Annotated in this window: 13 protein-coding genes; 4 read left to right on the top strand and 9 right to left on the bottom strand. The window is 39.5% G+C overall.

The genetic code is table 11. From position 1 onward, the window contains the following. Positions 1-60 precede the first annotated feature (60 nt). The 4 genes from ACT29I_RS12505 to ACT29I_RS12490 all read right to left on the bottom strand — a co-directional run bounded on the left by ACT29I_RS12505 (position 61) and on the right by ACT29I_RS12490 (position 4,467). Positions 61-1,098 (bottom strand): glycosyltransferase, encoded by a 1,038-nt coding sequence (locus tag ACT29I_RS12505; protein WP_444793589.1) that lies wholly within the window; start codon positions 1,096-1,098, stop codon positions 61-63. Between the two features lie 153 nt (positions 1,099-1,251). Further along, positions 1,252-2,346, bottom strand: coding sequence for an SPOR domain-containing protein (locus ACT29I_RS12500; protein WP_430932014.1), 1,095 nt, complete (start codon positions 2,344-2,346; stop codon positions 1,252-1,254). Positions 2,347-2,524: 178 nt separating this feature from the next. Continuing rightward, positions 2,525-3,484, bottom strand: a complete 960-nt coding sequence (locus ACT29I_RS12495) for a lysylphosphatidylglycerol synthase domain-containing protein (RefSeq protein WP_430932013.1) — start codon at positions 3,482-3,484, stop codon at positions 2,525-2,527. Then, positions 3,481-4,467: a lysylphosphatidylglycerol synthase transmembrane domain-containing protein gene (locus ACT29I_RS12490; protein WP_430932012.1), complete on the bottom strand. Its 987-nt coding sequence runs from the start codon at positions 4,465-4,467 to the stop codon at positions 3,481-3,483. The genes ACT29I_RS12495 and ACT29I_RS12490 overlap by 4 nt, the downstream gene beginning before the upstream one ends. Before the next feature lie 192 nt (positions 4,468-4,659). On the opposite strand from ACT29I_RS12490, the gene rsmA reads away from it, so the two are divergent. Both rsmA and mgtE read left to right on the top strand, forming a co-directional pair. Further along, complete coding sequence (rsmA, locus tag ACT29I_RS12485) at positions 4,660-5,445, top strand: 16S rRNA (adenine(1518)-N(6)/adenine(1519)-N(6))-dimethyltransferase RsmA (RefSeq protein WP_430932011.1); 786 nt, start codon at positions 4,660-4,662, stop codon at positions 5,443-5,445. A gap of 25 nt (positions 5,446-5,470) precedes the next feature. Further along, a complete protein-coding gene (mgtE, locus tag ACT29I_RS12480) occupies positions 5,471-6,835 on the top strand; it encodes a magnesium transporter (protein ID WP_430932010.1) in 1,365 nt (454 codons plus the stop codon). Between the two features lie 163 nt (positions 6,836-6,998). On the opposite strand, the gene ACT29I_RS12475 is transcribed toward mgtE, so the two are convergent. Beyond that, positions 6,999-7,892 (bottom strand): hypothetical protein, encoded by an 894-nt coding sequence (locus ACT29I_RS12475; protein ID WP_430932009.1) that lies wholly within the window; start codon positions 7,890-7,892, stop codon positions 6,999-7,001. 363 nt (positions 7,893-8,255) lie between these two features. Between ACT29I_RS12475 and ACT29I_RS12470 the strand changes: the two genes are divergently transcribed. After that, a complete protein-coding gene (locus ACT29I_RS12470) occupies positions 8,256-8,411 on the top strand; it encodes a hypothetical protein (RefSeq protein WP_430932008.1) in 156 nt (51 codons plus the stop codon). A gap of 158 nt (positions 8,412-8,569) precedes the next feature. Further along, a complete protein-coding gene (locus ACT29I_RS12465) occupies positions 8,570-9,355 on the top strand; it encodes a GNAT family N-acetyltransferase (RefSeq protein ID WP_444793588.1) in 786 nt (261 codons plus the stop codon). Positions 9,356-9,419: 64 nt separating this feature from the next. On the opposite strand, the gene ACT29I_RS12460 is transcribed toward ACT29I_RS12465, so the two are convergent. From ACT29I_RS12460 to ACT29I_RS12445, 4 genes are read right to left on the bottom strand one after another with little or no spacing between them, the layout of a single operon-like run. Further along, complete coding sequence (locus ACT29I_RS12460; RefSeq protein WP_444793587.1) at positions 9,420-11,795, bottom strand: GMC family oxidoreductase N-terminal domain-containing protein; 2,376 nt, start codon at positions 11,793-11,795, stop codon at positions 9,420-9,422. Further along, positions 11,792-13,528 carry a metallophosphoesterase family protein gene (locus tag ACT29I_RS12455; protein WP_444793586.1) on the bottom strand — a complete coding sequence of 579 codons (1,737 nt, stop codon included), beginning with the start codon at positions 13,526-13,528 and terminating at the stop codon, positions 11,792-11,794. Before ACT29I_RS12455 ends, ACT29I_RS12460 begins: the two co-directional genes overlap by 4 nt. Next, on the bottom strand, positions 13,518-14,951 hold the full coding sequence (locus ACT29I_RS12450; RefSeq protein WP_444793585.1) for a patatin-like phospholipase family protein: 1,434 nt from the start codon (positions 14,949-14,951) through the stop codon (positions 13,518-13,520). Before ACT29I_RS12450 ends, ACT29I_RS12455 begins: the two co-directional genes overlap by 11 nt. After that, entirely contained in the window at positions 14,941-15,357 is a 417-nt protein-coding gene (locus ACT29I_RS12445) for a DUF4345 family protein (RefSeq protein ID WP_444793584.1), read from the bottom strand. Before ACT29I_RS12445 ends, ACT29I_RS12450 begins: the two co-directional genes overlap by 11 nt. Positions 15,358-15,373: the final 16 nt, after the last annotated feature.

Raw genomic sequence — 15,373 nt, 5'->3', positions numbered from 1 at the left:
GGCTTAAGCTTTGGTTTGGCTATGCGAATTGATGGCGAAAATTTACCTCCTTCCTATATTTCAAATCGCTCTTCCCTTCCATTCTTGATGGCTAAAAGCAGCATTATATACCGATATAACAATATAAAGTGGATAAACACATGCTATCCAAATGTAGTTTTTAAACTTAATTGGCACATTAAAAAATTTGGCACCTTTATTAATAAGCACATAATCAAACATCATTTTAATGATGCCCCACGTTATTGTCCATAATCCGATGTAACTATCTATAATAAATATGATGGGTATTGCTGCCAACATTAAATTGGTTAAAAAAACCAGCCAGGCCACAAAAAGGGTAAAAAAGTCGGTATAGCCTTTACTCTTTGAAGCCCAACGGACCCTTTGCTTCAGGAAATCTTTCATTTTCTTTTGAGGAAAAGTCTCCACTATAGAATCTTTATTCTTTAGAAACCTGATTTCTTTTTGATTAGCCACACAAAACTGCAACAGAAAAATATCATCGCCTGAAGCATATCCGTTCTGTAATTGCGGGATTGCATTTAGCCATACGCTCTTTTTTACTGCCAAATTGGCCCCATTACACATGATGGCCCTTTCGGATCCAATTGCACCTGCACCAGAAGTTACCAAGCTTAAAAAATCGATACTTTGAAATAATTCGAATTTGCTTTCAGGACGAATGAGCACCACCGCCCCCACCAATAAATCCACTTTATACTCTCCCAAAAATCGAGAAATGCTTCTTAACCAATTGGGCGGATGAATACAGTCGGCATCCGTAAAAACAACATAGTCGGACTGTGCCTCCCCAACTCCGGTTTCCAACGCGGCTTTTTTTCCGACCCCTTTATTTTTTAATATAACAAAACGATCTAAATCTGCAGTTAAATTACGGGCTAACTCATAGGAGCCATCCGAACTACCATCATCAACAAGTATAATTTCGTGCTCTTTGTCGGTTTGCTGCTGTAACCCACTTATAAGTTTTGTAATGTTTTTATTTTCATTTCGGAAGGCGATTATACAGGACAACTGTACCATGTTGGCAGTCGGTGCCGGACTATACGCACTCATATTATTCCATCCTTTCACAAAGCATGCAATAGTGAAACAATAAGCTCCAAAAATGAAACACAACATAATGATAAGGGCATACAACATTATATGTACGTCAGAAGTTAAAATATGGGTAAAAAAATCCCGAATCCAATAAATGGATCCGGGAAAATATATTGAGAATTTCAATTACTTGATAGTATATAGCCAGCTTTCAATCTTTTGCTCAAGGATCTCCTGTTGCCTGGCTTCGACTTTCGAATAAGAAATGTTCGAATCAATACTCACCAAAAACATTTTGCCTTTTGTAATCACTTGGGCCTTGGTGTAACCTTGTCCTTTAAGCTTATCCACCATGTTTTTGGCATTAGTGACTTCCGAAAAACCTCCAACGATAATGTGTATTTGTCCCTTCATGGGCGGTACACCAGAAGTTATAGTTTTTTCAACCTCTGGAACTTTCTTCACCGGGGGTTTAACCGTTACCGTATCCTTAACAACCGGCTTTACAGGTACCGGTTTTACAATTTCCTTTTTTACAACTTTCGGTTTTTCGGTTTTTGGCTTCTTGATCAACAAGAAAAAAGCACCCAATCCAATTATTATAATTGCTGCAACTATTAGAAACAATACCAGCCCTTTATTGCCGTTTCCCTTTTTGTTTTCACTAACCGGTTCAGGCTTTTTTAGTTGTACTTTTTTTTCTTCCGTTTTCTCACTTATCGGAGCTGTAACCGCAGGCGGTACTATTACCTTTTTTTCCTGATTAGGTTTATCCCATGTTTCTTTAACTCCCTCTTTCTTGTTATCAAGAAATTCTTCCTTACTTTTATTTTCCGGTTTATCAACATCCAATACAAAAACCTTTTTTTCCGGTTCTTCAGCCGACTCTTCTTTTACTTCCGCTTCCGTATTTTCTGTCGCCTTTTCATCTTTAGGTACCGATTCCTTGTTCAACATATCGGCAAAGTCCTCAGCCTGCTGAAAGCGCAAAATTCCGTTGTCGTCCTTTTTAAAGGATCCTAGCTTATTAATATTGTACGTACCTGTCTCATCCAGCTGTTTTTTCAGTATGTCCACGTATTCAAACACCTGATCGGTAGCAGTGATCGCATCAATACCTTTTTTTTCGGCTATGTAATTCACCAATAAGCCATCATTGAAACTTAAAAAGTTATTAAATAATATACTTGCCCCATGCTCTTTTGAAACAATGAATGCTCCAAAGTTTGGGATGATAACTCTATTATTTTCTGAAATTAATTCTAGAATATATTTTTCCATTATGGTTTTTTATCGGTTTTCAAGGTTAATACAAGGAAAAATCGAACTAAAGATAATGAGTTTTTAAGAATTAAAGATAATTTACTGCAAAACTTTAGTCCCTGTAAAACAGGTCTTCAAAGAAAAGCCATAAAATGAGTTGCAAGAACCGAATCCGTCCATGCTTCCACTAACTATCTCAATACTTGACTTTTACTTCTTTACCGAACAGTATTAGCGTACACCCAACCAAGGCTGGAACAGCTTGATTTAAAAGCCATAATGTCGTTACTATCAACACAATATAAACATCGGACAATCCAAAATCCGAGAATACAAACAAAGCAACAGAACCCCTGACTCCTAAATCTGCAATAAAAAATGAGGGTGCTACGGTGATCAGCATAAAATAAACAGGAATCATCAGCAGTGACTCCAAGGTTATACTATATCCCAAATACCATAACAATAGCAACAACTGGAAATTATAGATCAAATATCGCAAAAAGCTATATCCAAATATCAAAGTAAGATTACTTATGGTCATTGACAATAGTTCCTCAACGGGTCGCTTTATTCTTTTTTGATAAAAGAATCGCTTTAACGCTTGTTTCAACCATTGTCTTTTTAATGTTACAACAAACATCACGGATACAATTACACCCAAAAACAAAATGTACATTCCTGATCTTAGCGAAAGATTTATTGAAAAATGCTCCCAGCTAAAAGCAAAACATAAAGCACCTATAACAAATATGATTATATTTTGAATAATACCGCCAATATAATTTAGTACTGTAGCCTTAGCCCACCATTTTTTAGACAAATGCATTATACGACCGACAGGTTCGCCAATTTTGGCCGGAGTGAATATACCGGACGCAAATCCTGCCAAAACCATATTTATGGATTGCCTGAACTGAAGCGTTAGCAATGACCTTAGTAACCATTGCCATTTTTTAGTTTCGAAGAAAATGTTCAAACACAGCAAGAACAATTGCGCTATGGCTAATATTGGCAACGAATTATAGGCCGACTCGGTAATTTCCGGCACAGAAAGATCCTCGCCATATTGAAGCAATCGATAGAATACATAAATAAAACTAGCTATAACAATAATAGCTCCCAGCCACTTTCCCTTTTCGAGCTGATTGCTCATTTAATAACATTGCGGTTGATAAGAGGAAGAATAAACATAGAAACAATACCAAGGACAACAATCATGGCGTTTATCGAACTCCATACAATAAGGGCAAATGCAGCACCCTGATTCTCCGATATACCATACATTTGCAGCGTGGCAATAACCATAAAGTGCCACGGCCCCATTCCTCCCTGAACAGGTGCCACCATACCCAAACTACCCAGTACAAAAGCAGCTAGTCCGGCCAATGGGGTAAGATGCGATGTAAATTCGAAGGCGAAAAAACATACATAGATCATTAAAAAATACATGGCCCAAATAAAAATGGTATGTATTATAAACAACCACTTATTTTTAATATCCCTGACTGCCAAAAATCCTTCGGCAAACTTGGCCCATAGTGCTTTTAATTTAAAATATGGCGATGTTTGCGAAAACCATTTCTTAAAAAACCGCAAAACCAAAACCATTGCCAGAATACCTACAAAGGTCCATATGGAAGTAAAAATGTCCGAGAACTTGCTAAAATCCGTATTCTTAAAAAGAAACTCGGTAACCACGCTAAACTGTAAGGACAAAACCAGTAACAAGCAAACGAATAGCATTATTACGTCCATAAGGCGCTCTACCACCACCGTGCCAATCAATCTCGATACCGAAACCTTTTCGTAACGACTTAGGACTCCACACCTTGAAATTTCGCCCATCCGCGGAATTAACAGATTGGCAAAATACCCAATCATTACAGCGAAAAAGGTGTTGGTGATCCGGGTCTTCTTTTCAACAGGCTCAATTAACATTTGCCACCTGATTGTTCGGCTAAAATGGCTTGCCAATCCAACCACCATCGATAACAACAGCCACCAATAATTAATTCCCTTTTTGAGCGTTGCCCGAATTTCATGCATATCGTAATTACGATAAACAAACCACATCAAAAACCCCCCAATTGATAAATAAATAAGGAATTTAAGAGTATTAAGTAATAATTTCTTCAATGCGCTATAATTATAACCGACCCTTTCAGTAATATTAAGGATAAATAGATTTAAAATTTTACCTTTGCCGCAGATTTTACGAGTGCAATTTTATAAAAGATTATTTGTTTGACCAAAACCTTTTAGCATTAGTTTATGGTTTAAACTAACAAATTAAATAAAAGATACTTGGCTGATAATAAATACAAACAGATGAAAAAGGTCAAAGCAAAAAAGCACCTTGGTCAGCATTTTTTGACTGACGAGAGCATCGCCAAAAAAATTGCCGACAGCCTGATCAATCACCGAACCAATGTATTGGAGATTGGGCCTGGAATGGGTGTATTAACGAAACACCTCATCCCCCAACAGGGAATTAACCTAAAAGTGGTAGAGGTGGACTCGGAATCCGTGTCGTTTCTTGAAAAAAATTACCCGGAATTACGTGACAAAATTATTGCGGGGGATTTCTTAAAAATGGACCTGAAAGAAATTACCTCGGAACCATTGAGTATAATCGGCAATTTTCCTTACAATATTTCAAGTCAAATATTTTTTAAGGTGTTAGACTTCAAGGAGCAGATACCTGAAGTTGTGGGGATGCTGCAGAAAGAAGTTGCTGAAAGACTAGCAGCCCCTCCGGGAAGCAGGACTTATGGGATATTAAGTGTTTTTTTACAGGCCTATTATACGGTTGAGTATTTATTTACCGTACCGGAACATGTGTTTGATCCTCCGCCTAAGGTAAAATCCGGCGTCATACGTTTGGTTCGTAACCAAACCCAAAAATTGGATTGCGACGAAAAGTTGTTTTTCAGGGTTGTAAAAACCGGATTTAATCAGCGCAGAAAGACCTTGAGCAATTCACTAAAGTCCATTCAATTCAATAGGGAGAAAGTGCCGGAAATGGAAATCTTCAGCAAACGCCCTGAACAATTGGGAGTTCAGGAATTTGTAGAACTCACTAAGTTTATTCAAGCCAACCTACAACAGCAATAAAATTCCAATTAACACCATATAACTCATGGCTAAGTTCAAGTTAACCCGAGAATACGTAGACGGAATAAGGGATAAAATAGAAATTAAGGAAGAAAAGAAAATCCTGGAAAACCTAAGCGAACTGCACCCTGCTGATATTGCTGATCTTTACAGGGAACTTGACCTTGAAGAGGCCAAATATTTGTATTTGCTTGCGGACGACGAAACTGCTGCAGACGTAATCACCGAGCTAGAGGAGGACGAACGTAAACGTTTCTTAGACTCCTTGCCTAGTGAAGTCATTGCAAAGCGCTTTATCGACAAAATGGATTCGGATGATGCCGCCGACGTTTTAGGTGAGATGGACGATGACCGACAGCAAGAGGTTTTGTCACATATGGATGACGTTAAATCGGCAGGCGACATTGTTGACTTACTAAACTATGACGAAAATACGGCCGGCGGTTTAATGGCCAAGGAATTTATCAAGGTAAAAGAATCGTGGAACATAACAACCTGTTTGCGGAGCATGCGCCGCCAGGGCGAAGAGGTTGACGAGGTTTATTATGTGTACGTGGTGGATAACGATGGTATTTTGAAAGGAACACTATCCTTAAAGAGGCTGCTACTCAGTCCGGTCAACAAAACGGTAAAAGATATTTATAACGATGATTTAATCTCGGTCAAAACCGATGTATCGGGGGAAGAGGTAAGTTCCATCATGGAAAAATACGATTTGGTTGCTCTTCCGGTGGTTGATGGCATTGGACGTTTAGTAGGAAGAATCACCATTGATGATGTGGTGGATTTTATCAGGGAAGAAGCCGAGAAAGATTACCAACTTGCCTCCGGTATTACCGATGACGTGGAAACGTCCGATAGTGTTTGGGTACATACCAGAGCAAGAATGCCCTGGCTTGTTATTGGATTGCTTGGCGGTATATTTTCATCATTGGTCATTGGCCGCTACGAAGGTCTTATACAAACTTTCCCCGCCTTATCCTTTTTTACGGTAGTCATTGCGGCTATGGGAGGAAATACCGGAATGCAATCGTCGGCAATTATTGTGCAGTCAATCGCGTCAGGTCACATAAGTCTGGAATCAACCTGGATAAAACTGTTAAAAGAAATCTCGATTGCATTGATCAACGCCGGCGTTCTTTCAGGTTTAATACTGCTATTTAACATTGTAATGGGCGCAGAAACAGCATTGACCTACACGGTTTCAATTGCCATGTTTTCGGTTATTGTGTCAGCATCACTTTTTGGAACATTTATTCCTTTACTGATGAAAAAAATGAATATAGATCCTGCCGTTGCTACGGGCCCTTTCGTAACCACATTGAACGATATCATCGGAATGCTTATATACTTTACCATTGGTGCTATTTGTTATAGCACATTTTTATAAAAAAAAGAGGATGTACCAAAAGAACATCCTCTTTAATAACCAACACCTGTACTAATTGATATCGATTTGTTTCTAACATACCGCAACATTTCGCTAGCCTCATTTTACTGCTTCAGAAATCTTTCGGCATAAAACCATGCTGCATTAATTGTTTGAGCTGGTTTTATTTTTTATTAAATCTACCACCTAATGAAATTTCTTTTACATTTCCATCCTCGTCGGTTACCGTTGCTTTGTTATCGCATGTGTCGCTGCTTCCGTAATCTAACCAAACTGTTTTAGAAACATCATCTTTAACCCTAACAATCTCTACGTTACCCGAAAGCGGAAAACGACACACTCTTTCGCGGTAAACCGGAACAGTAATTTCGCGGGTAACGGAATAACCTTCCGAACTTGTACCGGAAGAACCTCCGGTAATCAAAAATGCATCGTCCCATACGTTTCTGGTATCATCGCCGGCTATCATAGTTCTTGTTCTGTCCACAGTCCTGGTCCAGGTAATTCCTTCGGTAGTTTCGATAGTGATGTTTATAACGGTAGAGAAATACCATTTATCGTCGTCGTTTTTTCCTTCGTTAGTGTACACTTTAGAACCACTAATTCCATTATCATTCACATAAAAGTCTTCAAACTCAACTGTTCTGGTCGCACCTTCTACCCAGTGGCGATTGGTAACGGTAACAATTACTTTCCCTCTTTTCATTCTGCCGAAACGGTCTTCGCAATTCTCTTCCCCAAAGTCAAAAGTTACTACTTTAGGGTATCTGGCATCCTCGGGGCGGTCAACATAAACCGTAGGACAACCTTGAGGCTCATCATCCTCCAGGGCACTTTTAAGTTCGCTTACCGCGGCCAATTCACTTTCTTGCGACAGGTAAACATCAATTTCGTCAAATATACTTTCCTCCAAATCTTCGATAGAAACAGATTGTTCAACCACGTCTGTATCTACATCGTCAGAATCCATGACAGCCGAATCATTCTTATCACATGCATTAAACATGAACAATCCTGCCATTAGCATTCCGCTTAAAATTAAATTTTTTGTTTTCATAATTTCCAGTTTTAATTTTTTTATCAACTTGCTTGTTTAATCCTGAACATGCTCTTTTTTGTTCTTCGTGTTCTTGGATAGATAAACTCACAAAAGGTTTAACGGAGTGGCAATTTTTTTTGATATTTTTTTAAAATATCCTCTATCCAACTACACTACTGATTGTTACATGTTTCTTCAATAAAGCAAAAATTACATACCTCTGCATTTATCAAGCAAGATTGATATCCTCTTAGCATAACAATTAAACCTGTAGGAGTTGAATATCAGGATAATTGCCTAACTTTATACTATGGTGGTATTTATACGAAAACAATGTATTATGTGCGCTAAACGACAGTATGACTAAAAAAAAGATGAAAGGTGAATTTCATCAATGACTATGAAGGTATTGGAGGGCACGAGCATTTCAGAGGTGATTTGACATTAATGTATTTTATACGTGTAGATCCGCCCACTGGCAAAATTGTTCATTTGCAGATGAAGCCCATGCAGATTAAACACCTGAAATTAAGTTAGGTATCAAGAACCGATGCATTATGGCTAAGTAACTCCTTATACAGGGAAGGTGAAAAGTTTGGAACCCGGGTACAATTAAACAAGGATAATACCTTAAGGCTGCAACTAATTTAGTTGATGAAAAATGTTGGTCTTTCTAAAATTGTAAATGTTAAGCTATGGATATCGTTGATTTGTCAGATAAAACCAGAGGGGACTATTTCACTTGCTTAGAAGAGTGGTCGGATGAGATGAAAGATGGTATTTGTCGCAAAGAATGCTGGTACAATACTATGGCGAAAAAAGGTTTGAGGGTGAAACTGGCCCGTAATGATGCAGGCATAATCGCCGGTATGATTCACTATGCCCCGATTGAACATTCCTGGATTGAAGGAGAAAATCTCTATTTTGTTTATTGCATCTGGGTACATGGGCACAAAAGGGGGCGTGGAGATTTAAGGAAGCGTGGAGTGGGCAAGGCGTTATTACGTGCAGCGGAAGAAGATGTAAAAAACCTCAAAGCTAAGGGATTGGTTGTTTGGGGATTAATATTACCATTTTTTATGCGTGCAGGATGGTTTAAAAAGCATGGGTACAAAAAGGCAGACAGAAAAGGCATCAGTGTGTTGTTGTGGAAAACGTTCACCGAGAATGCATCTCCTCCCCAATGGATCAGAGCGAAAAAGAAACCGAAACCAATCCCGGGCAAGGTAGTAGTTACAGCACTGTCAAATGGCTGGTGCTCCGGAATTAATGGCATGATAGAGCGTGCAAAACAAATCTCCGGTGAATTTGGGGATCAGGTAATCTTCCGCGAAATCGATATGAATAGCCGGGCAGCTGTACGGGAATGGGGTCTTTCGGATGGATTATTTATCGACGACAGGAATATTTACAAAGGGCCGCCACTGTCATCTGAAAAAATCAGGAAAATTATTAGTAGGAAGGTGAAGAAACTGAAATAGATAAAAAGAAAAGCTGTCCATTTAGTTGAACAGCCCCGCCTCTTTGCGTATTTATTTCGTTATTTTATTTCAACCCACCCTTAACAAAAGTGTCCCAGATATTGGCGGCAAAGAATTTCCCGAACGATGAAACCGAACCTATACCGGATTTTCCTTTTTCTACGTTGACCGGACGCATGGTGGTTAATTGTTTTACAAAATCTGCCATTTCAATTTTCAACTTTCCCTTACCTAGGACTTTTCCGGAATTATCCTTCCCATTATAAATAGTGATAAATAAGGTGGTAGTGTCAAGCCACACATCAACGCTATCGTTATTCTCAATTTCTTTATAACCAGAAAAATAATAGGTTTTACCTTCTTTACTTTTTAGTATAGCATTATATATCATTTTCTTTTTTTCGGAGCTTGATGGATCTGCTACGAACAGGTTAAATTCGCCCCGATAGGCCATCAGTGGATATGCGGATAGCTTGGGTGCTTCCATGGTGCCCAGCATTCCTGCCAGGTGATCCGGATCCGACAAAAAGGATTCCACATCTTCCGAACGAATTGTGAGTGTAAATTCAAAGGTCGAGTCTTGTTGTTTTCCAAGTTTGAAAGCCTCTTCATAATCCTCTTTTTCGTCCAGAGAGAAGTATCCTTTCATAGTTTCCGTAAATTGAACGCCTTGTTTTATTGGCATATTTGCTTTTACTTCCAACATCTCAAACCCATAAGGTATTTGCCTGTTCATATCATGTGCAATCAACTTACAATTTCGTTCTGCCATGCCGCTAATCGTCAATAACGGATTAGTGCCAACCGGCCGGGGAAGTATTGCCCCATCCATCACAAACAGACCGGGATGCAGGGTATTGCCCGATTTCCCCTTAAATACCTGTCCCTTGTGATCTACAACGCCCGATGAAGCATCATCGCCCATGATGCACCCCCCTAACGGATGAACGGTAACCAGGTCGTAATTCATCAGCTTGGTCCAGCTTGGGTTTTTAATATAATTTCCGCCCAGCGCCTTAGTCGCTTCTTTTAATTTATTACTTACCTTTTTAAATATCTCATCTTTACCAACACCCTTCCAATTGATTTTCAGATGGTCGTTTTTCAATTCCATTTCCCCATCCCCGCTATCATGCGTCATTACCAGATAAACTTGCGTATGGTTAATGGCTCCTCTATAGGCACCCCCAATCCAACTAAGAAACTCACGCCATTTTTCCTTTATATAGTCCGTAAATCCCCTGTCCGTATCTCGCCCGACAAGTCGCGACAAACTGGTAAGTGCCGGAATCATAATGGATTTGATGGGTGCAGGAACGGTACCTTCTTCCAAGGTCATGCCTTCTTCCAATTCTTCTTTGTTTCGTATATCTATGACACTGGTAATGCATGGGCCAACCTTGAAAATCTTTTTATCGCCGCCCTCGTTACACTCAGGTTTATTGTTGCCCGTTTTTTCACCCAGGCCAATCCCATTAATTTTAACATCGTTATTATATCCGAATCCCAACACATCACCATTACCGCTAAAACGCTTGCCCAGCATATCCGAAACATCCAGCCCTTTTTCGGCTGACCTAAATAATATTTCGGTACTACCCAAAGATCCTGCACAAACAAAAACGCTATCAGCTGAAATTACCAAAGGAGGCGCATCAAACTTCTCTCGTCCTGTGTTATACAGATTGCAATAAACCAGCCATTTGTTTTCGTTCCGTTCGATGTGGGAAACCCCGATTTCTGTAAAAATTTGTGCTCCATGATTTACCGCATCCGGCAGGTAATTCATGGCTGTCGTGTTCTTTGCCCCATGATTACAACCCGTAACGCAATCGCCACAATTGATGCATTTGCATTGTTTTATTCCAACATGGTTTACTTTGTTTTCGAAGGTTACATTGATGTCCAGTAATCGGAAGTTCTCTTGCATAGCTGCTGCCGATTTACGCATCCCTTCGGTTTTGGCCAAAACAGGATAACCGTTTTTTCCTTCGGGATAAGGAACAGGCTTTAACATATCCCAAGCCACGGCAATGCCTTCCTTCAATGTATCCATATTGTTTCGTATGGCGATGGGCCACAGGGAATCATCAAACACGCGCTCTTCCGCCTCGATAGAAACGTTGGCATTCACCAGCGAGGTACCTCCAAGTCCGCATCCTTTAAATACGCTGATATCTTTACCGATGACAAACTCGTACAAACCATTATTGTCGCCAATATCTGTCTTACCCTTGTTTATCTGCATTTCTTTGCCTGCTTCCAACAGTTTATCCGGAAATTCTCCGGGAAGAAATTCTTTTCCTTTTTCCAGCAGACATACTTTTTTGTTCAATCGCGACATTCTTGAAGCAGCTATACTGCCGCCATAACCGGAACCTATTACTATTACTTCGTATTCCGATTTTAATTCTGTGATGGGTTTCGATAATCTGTTCATGGCCTAAAGTTTATTTCTATTGGTTTGTCTTCTAATAAATTGTATTGGATTTCATCACCCTCGAATTTTGGTTTTTCTACGGTACCTACATTTTTCCAATTGGTAACAATATTCTTAAGGCCTATTGGATAAATGGTGAGTTTGTCTTTGGCAAGATGTATTCTCAGGAAATTTTTGAATCCTTCGTGCCGGTATGAGGATGATCCCTCATTGGCATGATTCTTTAAGACAAGAATACTGAAAGAAAGATAAATGCCAAAGATAATACCCACGCTTAATCCACCTAAAAACATCATTTCCACTCCAAACAATAAAGCCTGGTAACTTTGGTTTATATCCAGATGAAGAATATTAAGGTTCCATATTGAAAACACCCAAATCCAGCAATAAAGATTGGTAATTTGCGCTGTGGCATGAAAAAAACCTCCTAGAAGTAGGTTCCACTTTTTTAAACCTAGTGAAACATCAGTAAAAAAGAGTATTCCAAGGAATAATACCGCATTTAATAAAAATACTGAAGGACTATGCTGTACGGTTTTCCATATAATACTCAAATAATTGTCGATATTACTGATAGAAAATGCAAGCTCAGCTACGGTTTCCATAAAAGTAGTGCCTGTTGAACTAACATTGTTACTCTGAATAATCCACGAAGTTAAAATATGAATAGCAGCTAAAAACAGACAAAAACTCCAGTTGTAGAAAGGGAATAACAGGTTCCGCCATGAAAGATTCTTTGATTGTTTAAAACTGGGAAATGTACATTTCAGTTCGGCTTTTGATTCATTGGGGAAACTAAACTTGTCCTTTAAGAAATGGGTAGGATGCATAAACGCCCCGCCACCACCAGCTGTAATCAACTGGGATATTTTTCCGTCTACATCCTTTTTCTCATATCTTGAATAGTGATGCAAATCCCCGGTCAATATAACTTCGATATGAAAATGGGCGTTTTGTTTTTCACCTTCTTTCCGAAGGCTTTCGATAAAGAAGTTCAACCTCTCTTCATCATCAAATTTACCGGATGTAGAGCCATAGACCCAGGTTGGTTGTGCCGTGCACAGAATTATTTTATCTCCTGATTGAAAACACCTTCCGGCCACCTCTTTAAAGTAACTCAGTTGGGGTTCGTCAATATCGCCCATCAATTGAATATCGATACCTAATAGCCAGTACCGGTGCGGTAGTTGAAGTGCAAAATAGCTTCTTTTTTGTTGGGTAAGCCAGTTGCCCAGTGCGCGCCCTTGACAGAACAAACGCATAAAATTGGTTAACCCGTCGTACCAATCGTGGTTGCCGGGGATGACAAAAAGTTTTGGCTTCAATTCTTTGGCCTGTTTTTCCTCATCGATCCATGGGAATGCAGCATTGTACGGACCTTGAAGCCTGTTTTTATATTCATGGATTTCGGGTGTAGGATAAACTTCGTCACCCCCCATCACCAGAATATCGCCACGAGGTAAATTCTTATTATTTACTTGTATTTCATCTTGAGCCATCAGGTGGGCCATGGTATAAGTAGGGTTGAATCCGTCGCCTAAATCGGAAATATAATCGATCCAAAGCTCTTCCTTATCAGACAAATCAAAGGGTTGGTCCTGCCTGGCAAAGGCCTGCATCTCCCTTTTGTCGGAATAGCTTCCAAAAACTACAGACACCACGGCTTTTACGCCGGTACTCATAAGTTGGGCCACATCAAACCACCCCACCATTGGTTTTCTTTCAAATTTCATAGTTCATCAGTTTTAATCCCATGCGATATTTTAATCCGATACCTCCCGATTTTCCGTCCTGCCTTCGGATATTTGTGCTATACCAGGAATCTGCTCTTTCCTTTATGTCCTGATATAACCTGCCTTCCATTCTATCTTCGTTTTCATCTGCTTTTGCAATTGAAACATCAACATACTTAAATTCCAACCCTAGTAGCCAATCAACAACCGAACCCAGTTTCCAGCTTGCGGTCAACATGTATTTGTCATTTTTGTGGACAAAGGAACACGTAAGTTCCAATAATTTTTCACCTTCTACTTTTACGCTTTTTACCAAATGATTAAAGCAAGGCACCTCCTTGCCCAAAACCTCAAAACTTACGCTTGAATATATTTTTAGGATGTCTCCATCGTTTTGAGCGGACAGGACCATGTATGTATAAAAGCTGACTTTACTTTCATCTTTATTGTTTGAAATGGTACCATGAAATTGATTGCGCATATTCAACCTAACTCCCGGATTCTTCATTTTAGTAGCGTCCTTATCCATCGGCAGTCCATCGGATGGTAAAGACTTCAAACTGGTTTTTGCATCCACATAGCCCATGTTGATCAGCGAACGGGCATCAATTTTATTAAAAAACAGATCCGGATCGAGCGGTAGCGGGAATTCCGGTTTAATAACAAAAAGCTTTACGGGCGTTTTCTGCCCGGATTCAGAATGACCTTGTTCTATCTGTTTATTGATCATATCTATTCTGGCGTACTCTTCCAACAAACCGCCATTGGCGCTCATTTCAATCATATGCACATATTGGTTAAGTGCTCCGGGCAAGTATGTTTCCGTATTGCCAATAGCCCAGACCAGCCATAGTTCGTCTGCACCCCGGTTCACTGCTTCCATTAAATTGGCATCTTTGATCCACACCGCATCAGAGTACCATTGTTCTTTAATTTGTATTCCCGGCATCACTATGGGCAGCGAAACACCGGCCACTAAATGATCCTCCCAAGCTTGATTATTTGGAATGGCCTCAATGGTTTTTTCAGAGAAGTTACATACATTAAAGGTGATATCGCCTTGGTTAAAACCATTGATTTTTTCAATGTTGATACCCAGGGCAGGGAATATTTTATTTCTGATTCCATCCGCGTCGGCATAACCCATCATATTTAAGGGTTTAAAATAATTCTTCAACGGTCGCATCGACATAAAATTTTTCATCTTCAGCTTACGCCATCGCTCTGCAATCTCGTGTGGGTTGCGTCCTGACGCCAGCATGCCCGCATTAAAAATCCCCCCTGATGTGCCATCCACATGATTAAACGAAACTCCTTGCTCATCCAACGCGATAAGAACGCCGGCTTGATAAGCCAAACGCATACCTCCACCAGCCAATATGAGTGACTTTTTGTTTTCCTGCGCGTTACTTTTAATCAGCATTTTTATATCTTATTTTAAACGTATAAATAAAAATCAATATCCAACCGGTTAACTCATGAAACATAAAAAACTGCATTAAACCGTTTGGCGTCCCTTCTACTATCCATGACATTACTCTTGCCAAAATTCCTGAGCCCATAATCACAAGGAACAGAATGTTAAATGATTTCTTAGTAAATATCATTCTTGTATAGAGTATGGAGAATAGACCAAACCCAAACTCCAGTGCCCGTAAAAAACGATATTGACTGAATAAATTTATGTATCCATAGTCTGCAAGAGTTTGGGGATCCAGATCAAACAGAAGGTTAAAGTCAAAGTAAGGATTGATAAAAGCACCCCAAAATCCCGCAATAAGCAGGAGTACCACGTAGGGATAATAAAAGGAGTAGCTCAATATTTTCATGTACCTGTTATTTATC

This window comes from Saccharicrinis sp. GN24d3 (assembly GCF_052400645.1).
GTDB lineage: Bacteria > Bacteroidota > Bacteroidia > Bacteroidales > Marinilabiliaceae > Saccharicrinis.
Note: the sequence above shows the minus strand (reverse complement) of the source record. Positions and strands in the feature narration are given on the sequence as shown.

Excerpts from the sequence above, each read along its gene's own strand:
- ACT29I_RS12500 (WP_430932014.1), bottom strand. The coding sequence starts at position 2,346 with ATGGAAAAATATATTCTAGAATTAATTTCAGAAAATAATAGAGTTATC.
- ACT29I_RS12495 (WP_430932013.1), bottom strand. The coding sequence starts at position 3,484 with ATGAGCAATCAGCTCGAAAAGGGAAAGTGGCTGGGAGCTATTATTGTT.
- rsmA (WP_430932011.1), top strand. The coding sequence starts at position 4,660 with ATGAAAAAGGTCAAAGCAAAAAAGCACCTTGGTCAGCATTTTTTGACT.
- mgtE (WP_430932010.1), top strand. The coding sequence starts at position 5,471 with ATGGCTAAGTTCAAGTTAACCCGAGAATACGTAGACGGAATAAGGGAT.
- ACT29I_RS12475 (WP_430932009.1), bottom strand. The coding sequence starts at position 7,892 with ATGAAAACAAAAAATTTAATTTTAAGCGGAATGCTAATGGCAGGATTG.
- ACT29I_RS12465 (WP_444793588.1), top strand. The coding sequence starts at position 8,570 with ATGGATATCGTTGATTTGTCAGATAAAACCAGAGGGGACTATTTCACT.
- ACT29I_RS12460 (WP_444793587.1), bottom strand. The coding sequence starts at position 11,795 with ATGAACAGATTATCGAAACCCATCACAGAATTAAAATCGGAATACGAA.
- ACT29I_RS12455 (WP_444793586.1), bottom strand. The coding sequence starts at position 13,528 with ATGAAATTTGAAAGAAAACCAATGGTGGGGTGGTTTGATGTGGCCCAA.
- ACT29I_RS12450 (WP_444793585.1), bottom strand. The coding sequence starts at position 14,951 with ATGCTGATTAAAAGTAACGCGCAGGAAAACAAAAAGTCACTCATATTG.
- ACT29I_RS12445 (WP_444793584.1), bottom strand. The coding sequence starts at position 15,357 with ATGAAAATATTGAGCTACTCCTTTTATTATCCCTACGTGGTACTCCTG.